General features: G+C 39.7%; 14 protein-coding genes. All 14 read right to left on the bottom strand.

Translation table 11 applies throughout. The features are described 5' to 3' along the window. Positions 1 to 13 precede the first annotated feature (13 nt). The 14 genes from LX92_RS15000 to LX92_RS14935 all read right to left on the bottom strand — a co-directional run bounded on the left by LX92_RS15000 (position 14) and on the right by LX92_RS14935 (position 22426). A complete protein-coding gene (locus LX92_RS15000; protein ID WP_170117863.1) occupies positions 14 to 3334 on the bottom strand; it encodes a SusC/RagA family TonB-linked outer membrane protein in 3321 nt (1106 codons plus the stop codon). A gap of 154 nt (positions 3335 to 3488) precedes the next feature. After that, positions 3489 to 4625, bottom strand: a complete 1137-nt coding sequence (locus LX92_RS14995) for a FecR family protein (protein ID WP_109652283.1) — start codon at positions 4623 to 4625, stop codon at positions 3489 to 3491. A 237-nt stretch (positions 4626 to 4862) separates the two neighbouring features. Continuing rightward, positions 4863 to 5438: an RNA polymerase sigma-70 factor gene (locus LX92_RS14990; RefSeq protein ID WP_109652280.1), complete on the bottom strand. Its 576-nt coding sequence runs from the start codon at positions 5436 to 5438 to the stop codon at positions 4863 to 4865. Positions 5439 to 6183: 745 nt separating this feature from the next. Continuing rightward, positions 6184 to 7776 carry a glycoside hydrolase family 31 protein gene (locus LX92_RS14985; RefSeq protein WP_109652277.1) on the bottom strand — a complete coding sequence of 531 codons (1593 nt, stop codon included), beginning with the start codon at positions 7774 to 7776 and terminating at the stop codon, positions 6184 to 6186. 272 nt (positions 7777 to 8048) lie between these two features. Then, positions 8049 to 9464 (bottom strand): Gfo/Idh/MocA family oxidoreductase, encoded by a 1416-nt coding sequence (locus LX92_RS14980; protein WP_109652274.1) that lies wholly within the window; start codon positions 9462 to 9464, stop codon positions 8049 to 8051. 131 nt (positions 9465 to 9595) lie between these two features. Continuing rightward, entirely contained in the window at positions 9596 to 10696 is a 1101-nt protein-coding gene (locus tag LX92_RS14975) for an acyltransferase family protein (RefSeq protein WP_109652271.1), read from the bottom strand. Between the two features lie 135 nt (positions 10697 to 10831). Next, complete coding sequence (locus tag LX92_RS14970) at positions 10832 to 12754, bottom strand: sulfatase-like hydrolase/transferase (RefSeq protein WP_109652268.1); 1923 nt, start codon at positions 12752 to 12754, stop codon at positions 10832 to 10834. A 130-nt stretch (positions 12755 to 12884) separates the two neighbouring features. Further along, positions 12885 to 14459 (bottom strand): hypothetical protein, encoded by a 1575-nt coding sequence (locus tag LX92_RS14965; protein ID WP_109652265.1) that lies wholly within the window; start codon positions 14457 to 14459, stop codon positions 12885 to 12887. 181 nt (positions 14460 to 14640) lie between these two features. After that, positions 14641 to 16284: a metallophosphoesterase gene (locus LX92_RS14960; RefSeq protein ID WP_109652262.1), complete on the bottom strand. Its 1644-nt coding sequence runs from the start codon at positions 16282 to 16284 to the stop codon at positions 14641 to 14643. Positions 16285 to 16292: 8 nt separating this feature from the next. After that, positions 16293 to 17129, bottom strand: coding sequence for a tetratricopeptide repeat protein (locus LX92_RS14955; RefSeq protein ID WP_170117862.1), 837 nt, complete (start codon positions 17127 to 17129; stop codon positions 16293 to 16295). Between the two features lie 126 nt (positions 17130 to 17255). Then, a complete protein-coding gene (locus LX92_RS14950) occupies positions 17256 to 17744 on the bottom strand; it encodes a DoxX family protein (protein ID WP_109652254.1) in 489 nt (162 codons plus the stop codon). A gap of 23 nt (positions 17745 to 17767) precedes the next feature. Then, the gene (locus LX92_RS14945; protein ID WP_109652250.1) at positions 17768 to 19327 is read right to left on the bottom strand and encodes a Gfo/Idh/MocA family protein; all 1560 of its coding nucleotides are present in this window, start codon (positions 19325 to 19327) and stop codon (positions 17768 to 17770) included. Positions 19328 to 19476: 149 nt separating this feature from the next. Continuing rightward, positions 19477 to 20907 (bottom strand): glycoside hydrolase family 27 protein, encoded by a 1431-nt coding sequence (locus LX92_RS14940; RefSeq protein ID WP_109652247.1) that lies wholly within the window; start codon positions 20905 to 20907, stop codon positions 19477 to 19479. Positions 20908 to 20974: 67 nt separating this feature from the next. Further along, complete coding sequence (locus LX92_RS14935) at positions 20975 to 22426, bottom strand: DUF4832 domain-containing protein (protein ID WP_109652244.1); 1452 nt, start codon at positions 22424 to 22426, stop codon at positions 20975 to 20977. Between the last annotated feature and the right edge of the window lie 39 nt (positions 22427 to 22465).

Below are 22465 nucleotides of genomic sequence, written 5' to 3'. Positions count from 1 at the left end.
TTTATTCTTTGGATTAGAAGCTAAAATTCAGGTTAAGTAAAAATTTTCTTGTAGGTCTAAATCTACTTGTTTCAGCAAAAGGGTTCTCGTAACTAACATCCGAATCCCCAAAAGAGTAATTTGTGATTATTGCCAAATTCTCTACAGAAGCATTTATGGTAAACTGCTTAAATACACCCAAGAAATCCTTAGGAAAAGTATACCCTAAACTTACTTTCTGAATTTTGAAATAACTTGCATCCTCCAAATAAAAAGATGAAGTCCCGCTAAAATTATATGGATCCCCATAAACCAATTGTGGTATATCAGCATCGGTCGTTCCTGGGGTTTCCCAACGCTTTAGATCTTGCCATTTGGTGATTTCAATCCTGTTTGTGCTAAAATCGCTCGCATTCCAATCAACATAATTATATACCGTTTGTCCAAAAGCAAAATTTGAAAGAATATTTAAATGAAAATCCTTATACTTGAAATAATTGGAAAAACCACCAGTCATTTTAGGGTAAGAAGAAGACGTTGGCATATAACTGGCCTCTGACTGATAATTTGTGGTTGTAATCAATGCCGGATTATCCGTTTCGTTTCCATTGATCTTATTGCCATCCGCATCTTCCCATCTCGTATAAATAGGGGCACCCGTTTGTGCATCTATACCTTGATATTCCGGAAGGTAAAAACTCCTTAGTGAATACCCTTCTCGAATAATCATTCTATCATTAATGATATCCTCTCCGCCGTCCAGTTCCAATACCTCATTTTTATTGATATTGAAATTGAAATTCGTTGACCAAGAGAACTCACCTTCGATATTCTTTGTCGTCAATGATAAATCAATGCCCTGGTTTCGGATAGAACCGATATTACGGACCTGACTGGTAAAACCTGTAGTAGCCTCTAATGGAACGGATTGCAATAGGTCATCATTTACACGGTGATATAGGTTGACCTCCAATGAAGCCCGTCCAAATACATTAATATCGAGGCCTAAATTAAATTTATGTGCAGTCTCCCAAGTTAAGTCGGGATTGGGCAAACGAGAAGGCCATGCACCTGCATTGGCATTATAACTGGATTTTGTTGTAAATGAATACGTTCCCATCGACAAATAAGGTTCAATATTTGCATTTCCCGTTGTACCATAACTTAATCTAAGTTTTAAAAGATCAAGCCAAGAGCTTGAATCTTCCAAGAAATTTTCCTTACTCACCATCCAGCTACCACCAATGGAATAAAAAGTACCCCAACGTTTTTCCGCTCCAAATACAGAGGAGGCATCACGTCGTAAGGAACCCACTAAATAGTACTTATTCTTGTAATCATAATCCAATTGTCCGAAATACGACAAAAAACCGGACTCATACATATCACCACTCACATCACGCGCACTACCCACAGAACTAAGTGCGGTCATATCCCCGACGATGCCAGTTCCTACAGCATTTACAAAACGGGTTTGATCATAATTATATTCCTGACCCAATATACCGGACAGGTTGTGATCACCGAAACTTTTATTGAGATGTAAGGTATTGGAAGATATAACCCCAAGACCATAACTATAATCCCATTCCATATAACCATCGTAGTTATAACCAACCCAGGTCATGTTTGAATACGACTTCGAATGATCGGACCCGTTCAATGCTACCCTGTTAGAGGTATTGAATCTTGCCCAGTCTGTAATTTTCCAATCCAATTCCATCATTACAGTACTTCCCCAGAATTTTTTACTATTTTCTGATTCTTCCCTTTCCATCATATAATTGACCCCGGTACCACGGTACCACACAGGTACCTGCTCAAGATCCATGGCTGGAGTTGGTGTTACACCATCCGGCATAAAAGCAGCATCAAGCGGAACATTCTGATATGCTTGGGTATAGGGGCTTGGCCAATTAAACTCTGACTTTTCCCCATATTGGGCAGTCATTCTAATATTGGTTTTCAGTTTATCGGAAATTTTATGGCTTAGGTTTCCCCTAAAATTATATTCATTATTATAGTAATCAAGGGCTGTTCCTTTCTCCCTGTTTAAAGAAGCACTAACATAAAATGTAGTCCTTTCCGATCCACCGGACATAGCAACCTGGGTTTGATTTAAAAATCCAGATCTTAAAAGTAAATCGTTCCAATTAGTGGTGTAATCCAAAGCACTAGGAGGTACAACACCATCCCGGTATTGCTCGAAAGTTGTATTGACAAAATCAGGATTACCTTCCGCTACCCTTAAATTATAAAGATTTTCCATCGCTGTAGACCACTGTCCATATAAACCTTCGGCATCATATACTTTTATCCTGTCATTCCAATTGGAAGTTGGACCAAATGTACTATTTACAGAAACCTTAAATTCACCAGCTTTTCCTTCTTTTGTGGTAACTACAATTACCCCATTGGCTGCACGCGATCCATAAAGTCCGGTGGCTGCTGCATCCCTTAGGACAGTAATCGTTTTAATATCTTTCGGATCATATTGTCCTCCAATTATCCCATCAACAACAATTAAGGGAGAGCTACCTGCCTCCATTGATCCAGCACCTTGTATGACCATGGATGCACTTTGACCAGGCTCACCACTACTACCAGATACTTGCATTCCAGGAATCCTTCCCTGAAATATATCCCCTAAACTCGTTGAACTTACTGATTGCCTGATTTCCTCTTCTGAAACAATAGACACCGAAGATGATAGCTCGGATTTCTTTTTTGTCGCATATCCGACAACTACCATCTCATCCAAGCTTTCAGCGTTGACCTTTAAACTGACAGAAATATTAGTCTGTCCATTAAGAGGAACTTCCTGGGTAGCATATCCTATATAGGATACTACTAGTATACTATTCCCATCGGCAACATTCATTAAAAAATTACCATCAAAATCGGCAATGACCCCATTCAATGTACCTTTTTCAACGATATTTGCTCCCGGAAGGGGCAAGCCACTAGCATCGTTGACCGTACCGGAAACTGAAAATTGGATGATTGCATGATCCCCTAAGTCTACCCGGTCATTACGTGATGACTGAATTTTTTTAGTCTTTTTCTTTAGTACTATCTGTTTATTCAAAACCTTATAGGCAACATTTTGACCTTGAAAAAGTATATTCAATATTTTTTCAATAGGTGTATCCAATACCTTAATACTAACTTTTCTTTCGACATCTATTTCATTGGTTTTATAAAAAAAACTGAATTCACTTTCTGATTCGATTTTCTCTAAAACGCTTTCAATGGATTTGTCCGTAATATCCAAAGAGATTTTTTTGCTTTGCCCATAAGAGTTGGCCTGTAGATTGAACAACGCCAAAGCAAACAACAGGAATGAAAGCTTCATTGATCGGTTTTTGTTTAGTACGCTTCCCAGAAATATGGGAAACCAATGCTTTTTTTGCATAATTTTGAATGGTTTTAATTAGTAAATTGGTTTACGGTTAAAATCTTGATTTGTCGGGATAACGTTGCCGCGTTTCCCGACTTTTTTTGTCTAGCTATTTTTCTTTCATACGGTTTATTTTAATTTTCTTATTGTTAATTTCATATTCGAATCCAGCACTCTCTTGAATCGTATTCAGGATATCAATAATGGTTTCCCCTTCCCTAAATTCACCATTGAACTTGACAAGGTTTAAATCTTTGTAATTGTTTTCTATCTCTACTGCAAAATGCCGTTCTATTTTCTGAACTATGTTTATAAATGACTCATTATTAAAAGTCAAACGTCCCTCCCTCCAACTTAGATAATCATTTACATTTACTTCATTGACCTCTATACTGTTTTGGGACAAAGTTGCCTTCTCTCCTGGACGAATAATGGTGGGACTCCCTGGCAGGTCTTTATCTTTCTTGTTATAAACAGCCACACTTCCCTCTGCTAGTAGTGCAAATGTTTCTGTTCCAGAATAGGAACTGACATTAAAATGGGTACCTAGTACTTCAACGTCCAAGCTATCGGTAGATACAAGAAAATGGGAGAGCGGGTCCTTGGTAACCTCAAAGTAGGCTTCTCCATTCAAAAAAACCTGTCTATCCTTTCCTGAAATGAAATTGACAGGATATTTAAGTGTGGATCCCGAATTCATATGAACCAAAGATCCGTCCGACAATTTGATTTCAATTTTTTTGCCATTCGGCACAATGATTTCATTATAAACAAGTTCTTGAATCCCATCATTGCCCACATAGCTTATTTGATTTCCATTCTGTTTACCAATAACCTTTCCTCTGCTATCAAACAAATCCTGTTCTGAATTTGAATCTATCTTTTTTAAAGTATTATCTGAAGTTTTTAGTATTATTTCCGACTCCACTACTTGTTTTGATTCAGGAAGAAATTCCTTTGAACTATTTTGATACCAAAAAAAACTTCCAATGAGCCCTACGATGATTGCAGCATATTTAAAATAGTGTTTGAGGGCAAATTTACTTTCTTGACTTTTGGTATTGATATTGGACTTAATATTCATCCATATTTTGCCTTTAATCTCCTCATCATACCTTAATTCCGACCACAATTTGTCTTTATCTTGAAATGATTGCAAATACTTATTAAGCATTTCAATTTCCTTTGCCGAACATTGATCTTTAACATATTTATCAAAAAGTTCTTTAGCTTGTCTTTTGTTCATCAATTCAATTTATAGTAATAGAAAAAGGTGGTATTATAAGTAAGTACCGAAAAACACGAAATGGTACACGTCCAATATGTCTTTTTTTTTAATTATTGATAATGTTACGGGAAGGGAATCAATTATAATGCGAAATTATTCCCAAATTACTAGAACATTATTTAGATATATCGCGTATAGGTTGATGATTCTAGAATAAACATTTTAAGTAAGAATCTAAATACGTACTATATGGATTTATAAGGTACTGGTTAAAAACAAAAGATAAAGAACCCCTTCTTCCAAAACCATGTTTTTTCTCAAAAAAGCAAGGGCCTTGGAAATTTGATTTTTAACGGCTTGAACAGAAATTCCTAACTCTAGGGCTATCTCCTTATTGGACTTATCCTGAAATCTACTCAAAACAAAAATCTGCTGACACTTCGTAGGGAGTTTATCCACCTGGATCTTTATTATCGCTTGTAATTCGTCAAACTCCAGTTTCTGCGAAATACTCATCGAAATATCTACAATAATAAGTCTTGTCAAATCTTCATCTGAAATTTTCCGATTTCTAATATGATTGAAAACCTGATATTTAACGGCCTGAAAAAGATATGGTTTTAGCTGCTTTACGTTTGCCTTTTTCCGTTTTGCCCAAAAATCTATAAATACATTTTGTACAATATCCTCACAGACCTCTTTCTTTTTGAAAATATTCATAGCAAAGAGAAACATACTTTTGGAATAGCGCTCATATATCTCTTCAAATGCTGAAACATCATCGAGCACCATAAGTTCCAATAAATCACTGTCATTAAGCTTAGCTGCCATGAGTATTCCTGATTAATTGATTTAACTTTCTATTATATACATATCCATCAAATTATTACAATATTCCATTAGCCCTGAATAATTGGGGCCTAGACCATACATATTATTTGGAGACCTTAGTCAACCGGTTAAAAATATCTTGACGCCCTCTCTCCCTACTTCAAGCGTTCCCAATCGAAACGTTTTTTTACTGAACCATCGCGAGAATATGGTAAAGAAAAGACCTAAATAACAAAATCAAAGCACTTAAAACTTAAGAGCACAACGCAGAAAATAAAATACACGCTTGTAACAAACCTACATTTTAATTGAACAATAAAAAAGAAAAACCAAAAAAATGTGTACGTACACAAAATTGAAAAATTCTTGTGCCATTTATTTCTATTTGTATAATTTACCATTCGTGATATTGCGGAAATGGCAGGATCCTTAGTAGAAACTTTTGATAGGGCCAGCCATAAACCCGATAAAGCCCCATCAAAAGAATTATAAAAACTTATTAGAGGGGTTAATTACCAACCTGACCATATCACTCGAAATGTAAAACACGATCGTACGGTCATTATGCCATCTATTATCAATTCAACATTTAGTGAAAAATTTGTTGCTAAAGAATTGACGGGAATTTTAAAAAAATGCAGTCTTCCTTCCAGAAAAGGGAAAGATTTTGGAACATCATGCTTTCCGTTTTCTGGAAGGAGTACCTCATAAATAATTATCTATCTGCCAACCACTCCAAAGTCCGCTATTTCAATCTTTTAAAATAAGGCAGACGCTCCAACGAAACTTTGATGTCCACGGATCTACCCCCTCTATAAACAACACCCAATTCATCCTTCCATTTGCCCTTTGGGAGTATCACATTTCGATGTTGGGCCCCTTTTTCGAGTATGGGAGCTACAAGAATATCGTCACCAAGCATGAACTGATTTTTCACCAATTCATAGCCTTGATGCGGAAAAACATATTCCATAGAGCGAACGATTGGTTCCCCCGAAATGGCTGATTGTTCGGCAAATTCCATTATTAATGGTATGAACTTGCTTCTTATTTCAACAGCTTTTTTAACAGCTTCAAAATGCTCCTTATCCAAAATCCGCCAAGGGGCAACCGAAAATTGCATCATGGGCATTAACGCATGACATTGTGCTGATCGAACAATCAATTCTTGGTCTATCGTTTCAGCGCTCAAAAAGGAAACAAATTCACCTCCTCCGATCATATCTGGACAGGAAAAAGAATATCCCATAATTCCCTGCACTAAAATACCTGGAACCAATTTTTGCAAATCCTCCCAATTATGACGTTTATCGGACAATCGGTTAACAATGGGTTGTCCTGCCATTTTCCACATTGCCCTGTATTCATTCAATGGATTCCCAAGTCCTATTTTTGCATATAATTCACTGTGTTCCTGAGGACTTACCTTTACTCCCCCGGAATAACAACCCTCATAGGTCCCAAAATCACCTGCATCAAGCTTAAATCCATCAATGCCATAGGTTTCCTTAAGAGTATTGAGTTGATTTTCAAACCATTGGTTACCTTCTTTTTTGGAAAGATCTATAAGGCTACTATATCCATTCCACCATTCTATAAGTGCTGGATTTCCAGATTTATCCTCCAATAGTAAATCCTCTTCCCTGAGTTTACGGAATACATCACAATCAGGACTAACAAAGGGGCACACCCATAACATAACCTTAAACCCCATAGTATGAAGGGAATCAACCATCATTTTCGGATTAGGAAAACGACCTTCATGAAAGTTCCATTTTCCATAATCCTCTTGCCAGTTATCATCTATCATTAAAACTCCCGGTGGAAAACCGTTCGCTATGATCTGACGTGCATATTCCAAAATATCCTCCTGGTTTTGATCGTACATCAATTCAATCCAGGTATTGTACTGAGGTTTTGAAAACAGCAACCGGTCCGGTAATTTCCCCGATGGTGGAAAATGATTTTCTGAAGCAAATTTAAACCCATCTTTCAACGTTTTCCCAGCTTTAATATACGTCAATGAAGAATCTGGGGATATTACATTCAACATTCCATTCTCCAATGTTATTTCGAATGGTTTTTCAGACCAAATAACATGCCCTTGGTTTGAGAGAAGCATAGGCTGTATCTGATTACCATAATTCTGATTCAAATTTGCCTTATATCCATTCTGTATTGGCATCATTTCCCCATGTTTAATAACTCCGGTCCACCATGACATATTTTTTTCGACCGGTACCGAAATTTGATGCTGCTTGTTTTGTTGGGCCACCCCATTCCAGGTAATTGACAATAGAAATACCTGCAAGCATGTTATATAAAATAATTTCTTCATGTTTTTATTAATTAGATTTAAATGGGTTCTGATGATTAGTTTTTTTTGAATTTGCAAAAAAAGGAAGACTCCGTTTGCCCCTTTTACAAAATAGCGATTAGAATTCCCTTACCGAATTTTCCAATTTGCGGATTACGGTTAAGCTGTATCCCTGTTCAATACTTTTTTTACCATTATTCATTTCACGAATAACCTTAATTTCCTTCCCAGCCTGCATTTAATTGTGATTAGGTATAACTACTTTATACAATTATGTCTTTTCAATCGCCTGCTTACAAACTTTTTGCCCTAGGCTGCAGGTCGGTCAAGGAACCGATCCTCACAGCCCTCCCCGATTCTATACTATTTCGGGCTGCAATCCCTATCAGTGCAGACATTGCCCCTTCTCGGATCCCTGCCGATTGTTTTAAAGGGTCTGTTCGCTCAGGATGTATAAATATCCTGTCCTGTAATCTTGCATCACCTCCTCCGTGTCCGGAAATATCATAATGGACATTTATTATTTCCTGTTCCTTGTCCCAGAGCTTATGGATAATAATAGGCTCTACCTTCTCTTTCCCTTTTCCATCTTGACTCATCTCAATATCGTGTAATTCTTCCTGCGACAGTTTTTCGGAACCCAGGTAAGGGACATTCACAAATGCTTCCAGCCGCCCTTTTTTGCCATTAAAAGCAATACGCCACCCTTCCCACGGAGAGTATGTTGTTAGCATATAGTTGGCATAGACATTATTCGCATACTTGATGCTCAAGTTCATTTTGTCATAAATGTTGATCTCTGGTCGAAACAAACAATTATCCCTTATGTAACCATCATACTTTTCATTATCGACATACAATTTCTGGTGAAACGCATCACGTCCTCCATCGGTAATGTCCCAGTAAAACTTACAACTGTCTTTTTCATTACAGGAGCGGCAGTTTACCCCTTTTTTCTTTGGGTTGCGACCATAGAACTCCAAGTCACCACGGGCATAGACCTCTTCCGGTTCCGATTCTAGCCACCAATTTAACAGGTCAAAATGGTGCGTTGATTTATGAACCAGTAAAGTACCACTATGTTCTCGTTGACCATGCCAACGGCGAAAATAGGAGGCCCCATGTGAGGTATTCAGCATCCAGGAAAAATCCACTGAAACAATATCCCCAATGATATTCTGACTTAATAGCTCTTTTACTTTTAAAGCATAAGGGCTCCAACGCAGGTTAAAACCTACGATTACCTTTCTTTTGTACCTTTGTTCCGCATCCAGGATAGCTTGCATTTTATCTTCATCGGTAGTAATCGGCTTTTCAGTGATTACATCAATTCCATTTTTCAATGCTTTAATAATGTATTCATGGTGCGTGGCATCGGTAGTGGCCACAATGACCAAATCGGGCTGGTGGTGTTCGAGCATCACTTCAAAAGAGGTGTATAGTCCACATTTCTTTCCTACACCAATATATCCCGCTGCATATTTTACCCTTCCAGGATTTATGTCAACAAGTGCGGTGAATTCCAAAATATCACTATAATTAGCTACTAAACGTTTTCCCCAAAAATCGTTGCCCCGATCTCCTGTGCCTACCAATACTACCTGTAATTTTTTGCCACTGGAAGCAATAGCCGCTTTTAATGGGCTGCTAAGAATAGTTCCCGCAGCTATAACCCCAAGGGCAGATAAAAAATCTCTCCTGTTTTGCATGGTTGATTTATTTTAGATGGGTTCAAAATTGGTTCAATATAATTTCAAAAAGGGAAGAACCCGTTTGCCCCTTTTATAACATGGCGATTGGAATACCTTCTATGGATATTCTATTTCGCAGATTTTAAATATTATATTTTGATGAAAAGTTTCCGTTTATACATCCAGTAGCAAATGTACCATAGGCCAAAAGCCACCAATAGTGAGGTAATGATATCTGTACTGATTTCCCCTGTCCATCCAAACAATGCGGTTGAGAATGGTTTTATAACTCGATTCAGGAGATCGGCACCACCCACATGTGCGAAAATATAAATAAACAAAGGGTTCATGCCGACCACGGCAAAAAACCGTACCCCTCTTTGCATTTTCATCATATCAATCAACCAGAAAGAGGCTGCAAGAGCAAGCAATGCCCATCCCCCACTGGCAAATACAAAGGATGTTGTTGCAATTCGTTTTATGATGGGTGTTATTGGATCGAGGCCATAACCAATAATCAATCCGATTACACCCGCAATGACCAAATAGCCTAGTTTTTGTTTGTTCGACTTTTTACCCATCAGCAGCTTACCAGCCAATACCCCCCAAATGGTATGGGCTGAAGTTGGAATTGCATTAAAGGATACCCAATGTCCGGGTGACAACCGTCCCGATATCAACATATCAAACCACGATCCAAAATTATGGTCAACACCAAAGGGTTGGTCAAATCCCTCAACCGAAAAGGTCCGATATAAGATCTCTGTCAGGACCAACAGTCCAATGGAAACAGCAATCTGGGTTACGACAGGTTTTCGCATTAAAAGAAAGGCAACGATAATCGTAACAGAAAGTTGTGCCAATACATTTTGAAAACGAAAAACCACTCCATCAGGAATACAATTCAATGCCCAGCCTAATATTAGAAGGATTAAGGAGCGTTTTAGTATATGTTTCAATATGGATTTATAACTATCTCCTTTACTTATTCTTTTAGAGAATGATAACGGCATGGCAACCCCAACGATAAACATAAAAAATGGTTGTATTAAATCCCAGAACCTAAGCCCATGCCAAGGGTGGTGATGAAACTGATGGCCGATATCATAAATAAGTGTGCCTTCAAGTTGTGGTGCGGTAAGGTGATTGAACAGAAAAGTAAACTCTACGATCAATAAAAACATGGTAAATCCCCTAAAAAAATCAAGGGATAGTAATCTGGATTGTTTTGTGTCTATTTGTACGGCCATATTGTAATCATTAAATAAAAATAGGTTTGGATTTAAATGTTATAATAAGGTACAGAACATAAGGTGTTATTTGTATCCTTCATATATTTAGGTTTATTGATGTCATTTTTCTTTATCAAATCAAGACTTTTCCGATTAATCTTGATACTTCATATTATTTTCAACTAGTCCCAAGCTACCCTGAAAATCCCTACAGGCAGCTTTCACATTGTATATTCTATCTTCCATATTGTATACGTTTTCGATGGTTTCAATAAACGGTTGTTTATTTTCCACATAAAGCAAATAATTTATGGTCATCAGGGCCATGTCCATATTATCACTGGCACACATTTTTTTCAGTTTTTCTACTGCAGATTTATTACCAAATTGCTGGTAGGCTATTGCCGCTGCGGTAACTGCAACTGGCGGATAAGAATCGCTCATGGCCTGAAGAATCTGTTTGGAATAAGATTTTAAAATTTCATGATTTTGGGACCGCAAACCAAGAATGGCCCAGTATCTTACAATTTTATTGCTATTTGAAAGCAATTTGACCTGCCTTGCTGCGATGTCCTTTCCTCGGAAACCAGACAAGGAAGCTGCATCATAAATTTCGGTGATGGGATAATTTTTGTCAGTCAAACGGAATTCATAAGGAGTGGTTGTCTTAGAAATCAATCCTATTTCATATTCAGGAAGCATCAACACATCACGGGCCTGAAGTATTTCTGTTTTCAGCTGATCCCTCATTTTATCAAGGACTGTCTTATATGCGGGGTCTGAGACCAGATTCTTGGTTTCCCAAATATCATTTTCAATGTCGTAAAGAAATTCAGCAGGTCGCTCTTCAAACAGACTTTGCTGTAACGGATCGAGTTTTTTTTCAGCCAAATCCATACGCATTTGCTGTTTTATCTCGCCAATTTCCATGTATCGGATGTAACGAACCTGAGGCATGAATGGCATGAAATTGCGCGAATACATATATTTCCCGTCCGTCACACTCCGCACCATGTCGATTCCGTTATCTGACCGGTCTTCAGACAAAATCAAGTGATCGGTGGTATTTGACCGTTTATTGCCCATCAAAATCCTTCCTTCTAAATGATGGGGAATAGTTCCGCCTGCTAGGCTGATGAGGGTTGGGGCCAGATCTTCAAAATCAATCAATTCATCGGATACAATTCCACTGGTTCCCCAAGGCGAGAGATTCTTGTACTTTTCAGGAAACCAGATTACAAATGGGACACGGTACCCTAGATTTATTCCGTTGGTTTTACCTCGTGGTACGCCTTCACCATGATCAGCATAAAAGAAAATGATAGTATTGTCTTTAAGATGATCTTTTTCCAACCTAGTGAGCAAAGCCCCAATTTTATTGTCTGTCAGTTTAATCGAATTGTAAACGCGGGCAAACTGCTTTCGCATTTCTGGACTATTGTTGTAAAAAGGGGGCATTTCAAAATCATTGTCCCCAATACGTTCCTCCTCCTGAAGTTCATCCAATACATTTTTCCGGTACCAACTATACGATTCTGTCATGGTCCGTGATTGGTGGGAATCCATAAAGTTGTAAACCGCAAAAAATGGCTGTCCTGGTTTTCGGTTTTCCCAATCCGCTTTTCCTGAACATTCATTCCAAGCCTCTTTCGTGAACTGCTCTACATTTCCAACATTGTAATCGGTTTTTGCATTGTTTGTGACGTAATAACCTTCCTTTTGAAGGTAATACGGAAATCCTTTAATGAATTCAGGAATCGGATAATTACTACGGTGGTTTCCCGTTCCCAATTTATATGTTTTTACACCGGTAATAATACACGATCGACTGGGCGAACAAACGGTGCCGGTTGAAAAGGCATTGGTAAAACGCACGCCTTCCTCGGCCAATTTATCAATAACCGGGGTACTTGCATCTTTATTCCCGTAGCACCCTAAAAACTGGGGGGAAGTGTCTTCAATGGTGACCCAAAGAATATTGGGTCTCGAATTACCCAGCCCGTCAGATTTTTGTTGCGCGAATACATTTGCACCAATCAATAATGGTAAAAGCAATAGTTTTCTTATTGTATCCATTTAACTACTATTTCATTTTAAATCGAGTCCAAAGGCATGCTGCAAAATGTATGTTCATGGAAGCTGTATATTCTGTTAATTGTACCTAGAGCCTGTCGAACAATTTATGTTACCCTTCAAAACATGCCATTTATCTTAATTCCAACCCAAGCGTTGGATGAATATTTAACGAACCATCGCTGTTCAGTGGTTCTGCACAGGCCCATTTCACTGGATAATGCTTCCCGTAAAACTCGAGCTCGGCCGAAAGTCGTAAATCAAGTTTTGCCAAATTCCGAGCCGCTTTTTGCTCGTTTTCACCCGCTTTCCATTTCAAGTGATAAGGCAATTGAATGCGGCATACCCTTACTTCTCCAGCCCCAGGCATCCCGGGATCTAGGCCTCCCCCCACCTTAAAACTGAGTTTTTTATCGCTAAGGTAAATCCTTAATATGCCAGGGGGATTGGCGCAACCATCATTTTTGATACCCAATAAAATGGAATAGGTCTCCCTACTGGTATCGAGCCAAACCCATGAAGGCCTGACACGGTACCCAAGCTGTCGGTCGAGCACCTCGAATCCCCGTTTATATTTCTCGCGGTATTTCAAAATATTATCGGCATTTTGCCAAAGAGCCCAGTAATTGGCTTTTAAATCAGCGGCTTTCATCATGAGGTGATCCCGGATATGCTGACCGGGTATATCCTCCACCTTGGATGGATCGCCCAACCTATAATCCCGAAAACGGCCATCCTCTATAATATTGGCCTGCCAGGCTGGGTGATTGTTGAGCATGAAAACTTCACTTGGCTTAATATATAAACCAACGTTATCCCTCCTCCACCAACAACCACCCTTCATCGCTGTGGCCATAACATCTTTTAACCGTACGGAAGAACCACCATGGGCTGCCATTACCAATGGGGTATAATTCCAGGCATCCAATTGTTCTTCTATCATCCAGCTAAGGGTTTCACTCGCAGTCAGTAAGTCTGGAAAGGAAGAAGCTCCTTGTGCGTGCCACTCACCCCAGGCCCCGTAACCTGCAAAATCAATGCATTCCACGGCGGGATCATCATCATACAGATCAGCCAACATACGGTTTAATTCCTTGAAATATTTTTTAAACTCAGGATGTTCGTAATGGGGTAGTAACAACTGGGCATGGCTTATATTTACCACTCCATTACTTTTATCGAGTACAAACTGTGGTACCGCGCAAACAGGGCCAGGATTACCCAACTGTATCCGAAAACTGATACGTTTGCCATTTTCCTTTGCTAGTTTTATAGCGTATTCCCACATTTCAGGCAGGTCAAGACGGCCTGGACGTTGTTGAATAACCCGCCAGTCGGTTCGCATGTAAACCACATCACTAAAAGGCAGCTTAACCAGTTTTTCAATAGCTTCAGCTTCCGTCTGTCCGGGAACATCGGGTGTTCCTTTTTCCTCGTATGCATATACCTGATACCCCATACCGGGATTGGATACATATTCATCGCTTGGGGAAGTAACCATGATAGTTTCACCAAACCGATTCTCGGGCACAATGGTTTCGAACATACCTTGATCAAGCCGGTTATAAACCTTAGGGGGATTGGGAAAATAATCGCTCCAGTCCTCCGGACGGATCTTCTTGTCCTTAATCCCTTGAAATCCGGTCACCCCAAGAAAAGCGGCGCTCAAACCGCTGGTTTTAATAAAAGTTCTTCTATTGGTCTTCATGCGGAAATACTTTTAATTTAATTATACGTTTTTATCCTTTTTGGAATTTTGTAGACTACATAATTCTATTCTTTTTCACAACACGAAGAGAAAAGGAAAAACATATTAGGGTTGTTTCTAGTACTATTCATAAATTCATTTTCTGACGCCAAAAAAACCAATTGACAATCAATGGGTAAATTCATTCTATCGTAACGGATTCGATATACGTCCCGTTTTTTGTGGTGATCTCAATAGCATACATACCTTTTGGCATCTTGCCCACATTGATGGTTTTTTTTCGGCTCTTTTTTACCAATTTTCCAATGTTGTTATAGATCTTGACTTTCTTTAGGCGCTCATTACGATCCACCGTAATGGTAAGCAGATCACTGCCCGCAACATAATGGACCTTCCCGCTTTCCGATTTTGGTTCATTTGTATTTGCTATGGACGTTACCCCTGTTTTATTAATGGTAAAATAATCATCGATCTCCCCGGTTTCCCTTATGAACTTTATGACCATGTTTTGTCCGCCTTTACCATCATCCTCTATTTCCATGACACAGGACCCCAACTTGTTGAGGGAGATGTACATGGCCTGGTGGTTCAATTCCCCGCCCGATACGTGACCGGCGGATCCGGTGGTTATATACACGGCACCTTCTGGGTCCGTATCGGCTTTTTGGTATGCACCATCGCCATCCTCTTTTCCATCTCCTTTTCCATTTGCACCAACAGTATTTCCTCCCTTGGTGATTTCTTCAAGGCTAAATGTATTGGCCAAACCATGGTGCCCATTTATAAAATATGAGCGTTCGTAGGAGTGACTATGACCGTTCAAAACCAGATCAACCCCGTTGGCCTCCAACATGGGCATGAAATTTTCCCGCATTTCAATCAATCGATCTTCGATATCAGAATCATGTGACCCTTTGGAGTAGGCAGGGTGGTGGAACAAAACCACGATCCAATCCTGCTTGGTGTTTTGGATATCGCTTAACGCCCAATTGTACATCGGATCTCCTATGGCCCGACTTGTATGATGGGAATCTAGACTGATCACATGGATATTGGCATAATCAAAGGAAAAATAGGCCTCTGTCCCTGATGGCGTTCCTCCTGCTTCCGCTTCCTTTGGGAAGGTGAATATATCATAATACGGACCGGACTGTGTGGCCGAATCGGCAGAATAGGCATCATGGTTCCCCAAGCAGGACCATGCTACGGATTTTTTGAACATCTCGTCATAAATATCAAAAAAGGCACTTTGGTATTCTTCATCGGTACCCGTACTATAGGCATTATCCCCTAAAAACAACATCATATCCGTTTTACCGGTGTTCGTTGCCGTAGTGTCCACATAATTGTAATACGCATCCCGTACCTGCCTTTGGAACGCATTTGCCGTGCCGGGATCCCCTATGATCCATGCGCGGACAAATTGGTCCGTTCCGGGGTTGGGTGCCGTTATTACGTACATATCACCAGAAACACTCTCCGATAGAACCTCCGTTAGGTTCCCTATGTTGAAATAATATTTCGTGTTCGGGGTCAAACCGGATAAAGCAACTTCGTGTTCGGTCGTTAAGGCCCTGTTGGTTTCCTTCTTGGTCAAAGCACCCAACACCCGACCATAATTGACCACGGATTCCGTAGCAATATCGGTTCTCCATTTTACGATAACGCTCGTCGGTGTCCCGGTCTGTAGATAAGGACCCCGTTCAACAACTATGGAAGGGGAATTCTTTTCGGAAGTGACGACTTGGGTATCGACCGTGGCGGTTTGGGAAAATGAGTTCACCGTGAACAACATTATCAGAATAAGTGTGATTTTTTTAATCATGATTTCTATTATTTTAATTGAGCTTCCAAGCTTTTGATTTGTTCCTTTAATTTTAATATTGCATTCATATTCTTAAACTTCATGTCCAATCGGTCAATGGTAGCCGTGGCCAGTTTCAAGGATATGATCGCTTCTTTTGGTCTTTTCATTTCCGCTAGATACATTGCCTTTTTATAATACCAGAACTCCCGCCTATCGTATTCAAGAATGAAATAATTGTATTGTTCCAATGCTTTTTCAATCTGACCGGAGTTTTTCAGGTAGTCCAATTTCCTGAGCTGTAGCGATAAGGTGTTCGGCCCGAGTAGCTTTAGACCGGACTCGATCGCTTCCAAGGCCACTTCCTGGTTTTTATCGTTCTCGGCAAGTATGATGTCGCAGTATTCCAATATGTCCTCAGGGCGAAGGTCCTTCATCGTATCGATGACATAACGGTAAGCGTACAAGGACTTTTTATATGCCCCTAATTCGAACAATATTTGGGCCTCAAGCTTTTTCGCTTTAACGTCACTACTTCCATTCACTTCCAAATAAGCGGTTATACTTTTTAGAGCAGCGTTATAATCCCCCGCCAGATAATTGACCTCGGCAATCCTATACTGTAGCGCCTTATCCGTATTTCCTAAAGACTTCGATTTAAGGTAGTCCTCATGGGCCTTTGTGTATTCAATATGCTGTTGATACAACAACCCCCGTTCATAGTAAAGCCGAAAGTCCTTTGGACTTTCGGATATCTCCCTCGTTTTCTCATTTATGCGCTTTGTTAAATCCCCATGCCCGAACACTTGCGCTGATAACAAGGAAAACGTTACTATAAATAGTGTTTTCTTAATTCCGTTCTGCATATTTCCGTTTTTATAAAACATCAATTCTATTGGTTACCATACTTTATTCAAAAAATCAATCTATATGGCTAAATTCATAAAACAAACACGGTAACTTCCTATTCGTTGACGGTTGATATGATTGTATTATTTCCTAGAAGCAAACAATCTATTCAATCCTATAATACTACCGGTTGGAAACAGGTATAATACTAAAAGGGAAAACAGCTCGATCAAGTTCTTATTTACAATGAGGTAACTTCCTTCCGCCACTGCACTTGCTTCTATCCCTATAAATGGGGGATTACTAACATAATACAAGAACAATAATACCATTCCACCAATACTGGCCCATCGACTCAATAATCCTACGATTAGGCTTAGCCCGATCAGAACAAGTCCCCATTGGTTACAGAAATTAATTACCTCTAGGACCCCAGAATTTGATGCCATGCCTTTAAACAGATTGGCAAAAGGCCCTTGTGAGGCATTCAAAAAACCTGCTGCCGACCAATGTGGGTTTAAAACTTTTACGACTCCCTCATAAAGAAAATGCCACCCAATAAGCACCCTAAGGATTACTAGTGCAGATACCTGCCAATTTGAATATTCGCTATACTGATTATGCTTTCTCATTTCTATCTTGATTTTTTAAATAACTAACCGATTATTGCTTTTTCATTTACCTTATCCCAGGTAACCACCTTCTTGTGTTCATAAGCCAAATTTGCCAGATTGAATGTCACTGCCTCCTCAAAACCTGCATCAACATCACAACTCGGTTTACCTTGTCCACGAATTGCATCAACCCATTCTTTCAAGTGCAACAATGTTGCCTCAACGGTTTTACCATCAATGGTTGTTGGTCCATAGCCACCTTTCATATAAACTTGTGAAGTAGCAGAAGAAATCGCATCCACATCATCATCCGGAGCATAATAATAGAATGGGTCGGAAGGATCTAGGATAATATCCTTGTACCGATCAGTATGATTGTCCTTATACATTAGAATTGCCCTGTCGACATCAACCGTACCGGCAGAACCTAAAATACGGGAAGGTCTATAAGCATCATTTTTTAAATTTCCATCGTAGGTCATTGTCAGACCCCTTTCCGGGTAGTTGAAAACTGCATTGAATACATCGGGCATATCGCCATGATGCTTGTAGTAATATTGACCTCCTAGTGCAACCACGGTTTCAGGAATTCCAAGTTTCAATACTTGGTTCATACACTCGAATTGATGTGACAAATCATTCCCAGTAATACTTGTACCGAATTCGCTATAACGCTGCCAGCTAAAATATTTTTTACGATCAAACTCACATAAAGGTACATTCCCTAGGAATTCTTCCCAGTTGATATTGTCTTTGTTCCCCAACTTGTGGTCAAAGGCATCATCACGTATCCATGCCCCGAAAACGGTATTCCTGTTGGTATATACCTGAACCATACTTACATCACCAAAAACACCCTTCTCATATAACTCATTGGCGATTTTAAAGCTCATTTGCTGGCGGTTTTGATGTCCTAATTGAAAAACCACACCCGTATCCTTTATAACTTTCCGTAGTTCAACAGCTTCCTCAATGCTATGCGTCATAGGCTTTTCCAGATAAATATGTTTCCCTGCCTTTGCTGCTTCAATCGCTATCTGTGCATGTGTGTGATCGGCCGTTGCAATTATGATCGCATCAATATCATCAGATGCAATCATTTCCTTATAACTTGAAAACACCTTCGCCGGTTTCGGATCACGTTTTTTACCAAAGGGTCTCAAATCATTTGCCGATATTTCCACCCCACGTCTGGTATGAACCTCGAAAGTATCGCACACAGCGGCAAACTCAACATTCAGGTCTTCCTGATCCAAGAATTTCTGCATCCCCTTATCGGGTATCCCGTTCTCACTGCTATCTTCAACATAATCCGGATGAACATAGCCAAGGGATTTTAGTAACTGCTCTCCGCGCCAACCATTTCCTACCACACCAAACCTTATGCGATTACCGCTATTTCCGGTTGGAGGCGACAATTTTTCTTCGGAGACCTCAATCTTATCGATTTTTAACCTTTCAAGGTAATTTTGAGCCTTGGCTTCTTCAATCTTTAGAAGATTGGCATTATAAGCATATCCGAAATATCCGAGTACCGGTAAGGTTGCCAACGCTTTAATGGTATCCCGACGGGACATTCCATTTGATTTTTTTTCTTCCATTTTTTAACTTTTATTCGTTTCTGAAAATTATATTTTCGGGATATTGAAAGCCCTATTTCAGGTAGGTCTGGTTTTATTGACAACACCCATCCTTTTTATCCCATTTTTTAAACTACATTTTACCCTTGCGTAAAAGAAACAACTAATTGCTATCTATTAGCGGTTATTTCCGTGAACTCCAAAAAAACCACACCGTTAGCTGGAACTAAGAACTGATGATAACCATCAATTATAAATTCAGAATCACCCCAGATGTCTTTCATTTTAAATGCATTCTTATTCTCAACCACGTTGTAACTATCCACGATTTCAGTAAATCCAAGATCATACTTGGATAATTTAACATTCCGGTCTGTGGTGGTTCTATTGAAAATTCCGATCCAACCTTTTCCCGGCTCATCCTTATCAGATGTTAACCACACTTCAAGATTACCCGCTCGATAAACATTTACCCCCATTACGCCATTTTGGTTACAAGCCAACATTTCTTTATTTGTAAGCAAGGAATACGAAAAATCATCCATCGTAAGCAAGTCGCCGCCAATGAATAAAGGTGATGCCGCGAGTGCCCTTTGTGTTAGGAATGTTTTCATTTGATCCTGTGTGAAAAGGCTCTGTCTATTTCTTCCTTCTTCAGGCACGTCCTCTACAAAATCAGGGATTTCCATACATAACCTTCCGAATGGAATCATATCCAGATCGGGCCAAAAATCATTCCCTTCCAAGCCGGAGAATTTTTCCCAGGCAGTGAACCCTTTATCAATACTCAATTGATTGTCCCATATATCCGATGTAATACGCAACATGTTTGCTTTTTTATAGTAAGGTAAATCAACCCTTGTATTTACACCTCCAGGAGAAAGACTGTACATCATCCTATGTCCACCATTTTCTATGGCTTTTGCGATAGCCACAATTTCTTTAGGATTTGGAACCATATCGTCGACCTTGATATAGTCAACGCCCCACGATGCCAATTTATCTATCAATGAGTTGTAATACTCCTGCGCTCCGGGTTTGCCCATATCAACCCCATAGTTCTTATCGGACCACACACATATACTTGTGGTATCTGCAATGTCCCTTGCCCTGTATGGTGTACCCTTTATCGGAAGATTTTGTTCAACAGCCGATTTTGGGATTCCCCGGATAATCCAAACGCCGAACTTTAAGCCCTTTTCATGGGCATGGTCAGCCACTGCTTTTATACCACTTGGGAAATACACCTTGGAAGGTTCGGGTAAGCCATAAGCATCAATGGCAAGACCTAATTTTTTCTTAGGGTAATTTGTTCCCTTATAAAGTTCTACATTATTATACCATCCGGCATCAATTACAAAATATTCATACCCAAAAGGCTTGTACTTTTCTGCCATTATATCAATCATGGCGTTTGCCTTCTCTTCGTTCAGGAAAACCAGATAACTATCAAAACTGTTGTATCCAAGAGGAGGTGTTGGCGCTAAACCCGAGATTGCCCCCCCTTTTTTTCCATTAAGCTCTTGGGACCTCAAAGGGGGATAGATCATTACAAATAAGATTAATAGGAATACATTGAATGTGAATCTCGATTTCTTCATGGAATTAATAGATTTGAATATATTATACGATTAGATTTTTAAGCAATTTTAAAAGGATTGAAACTATTTATTTCTTACCACCATATTTGGATTTTTTGACTTTGATTTCCCCAAACGAATACCAACCTTCATTATCCCTTCCCTCAATGGCCAAATTAACTTTAGGCTCATGGGATTGCGGATCTACTATACCCACCTGCATTTGATACGTTCCGTTTGGCATATCCCAAGGAATTGCAAAGGCATTGTCATAAATGATATCACCGGGTAACCATGATTTAATATCGGCATCCGTAATAAAGACTTCCGTTCGTTTTTCGTTGGTAAGCCTAATGGCCAGATTAAAATCTTTATAGATGGGAGCCACACCTTTATTTTCCCACCATGATTTATATGGGACCAATTCCCCGGGAGTAGTATATTCGGGATAAGAAATAGTACGTAATACAAACCGGTATCCCATCTTCTTAAGCCACTCATCTACCAGATCTTTCCATTCTGCCGGTACTGGCGATGATTTCGCATTAAACGAGGAGATATGCCATTTTAAGGATTCATTCAAGATATACGCAACGTCTTCCCGGTCATACCCCTGATTCTCTTTCCACCTAAGGAATGTTCCACATATTTCGAAGCTTAATGGTGCACTTTTCCATGCCTCCCTAACCCCACAATTGTGTATCCGCTGTGGATACAGGTCGTACATATGTGCAAAGCCATTTTCTTCTGCTGCCCAAAAATCGAGATCACCAATACAATCGACCCTCCAGCCAATATCCGCAAGGGAATTGGCATATTTATTCGTTTTTTCATCCATTAACAAGGCTATTAAGGGTGTTTTTCTAAACGATTCGGTATAAGCTTCCACCAACAGTTGCATCGTACTTTTTGAAAGTAAATGGGAACCTTCTCCTTCTCCCCACGCACCTACAATAGCGAGATCGATTCCCTCAACATCGGGATGACCATCATACCTTGCCCCCAGCGCCCGTACCATTCTTCCAAAATATTGGGCATACCTTGGGTCTTCAGGGTCTACAGCCCATTTCGGAACCGGACTTTTCCACTCCTGGTTGGGGTCTACCATTTTCCGGTACCATTTGGGAACGTCCTGTTCGCCATCGTTACCGTATGGGGCAACTCTTATCATTAAGGTCTGTCCTCTGCTCTTTGCGGTATACAACGCCCGGTCAAGCAAATCCCAATTATACGTACCATCTGCACTTTCGAGATACTTCCAATAAATACGGAAATAGGCAATTGTAGTGTCGGGGTAGCCTTCATTGGTTAAATCCCCATCAAATTCCTGATACTCTATGGGAAGTCCTTCGGTCCAACCATTACCTGCATTTAGACTGTCGCCATTAAAACGTTGAAAGGTCATAAATCCCTTGCCAGGATTGGTCAAAACATCATCAACCTCTATTGGCCGGGTCCTAATTAATTGTTGCGCGGACAATTCGGCAACAAACAATAAGACGGCACAAAATGCAAATGCGTGATTTTTAAATTTTGTCATTTAATACTATTTTCAGTTTTAACCTTGTCGTCCTTTTCG

This window comes from Maribacter polysiphoniae (assembly GCF_003148665.1).
Lineage (GTDB): Bacteria > Bacteroidota > Bacteroidia > Flavobacteriales > Flavobacteriaceae > Maribacter_A > Maribacter_A polysiphoniae.
This window is presented reverse-complemented; position numbering and strand designations above follow the sequence as displayed.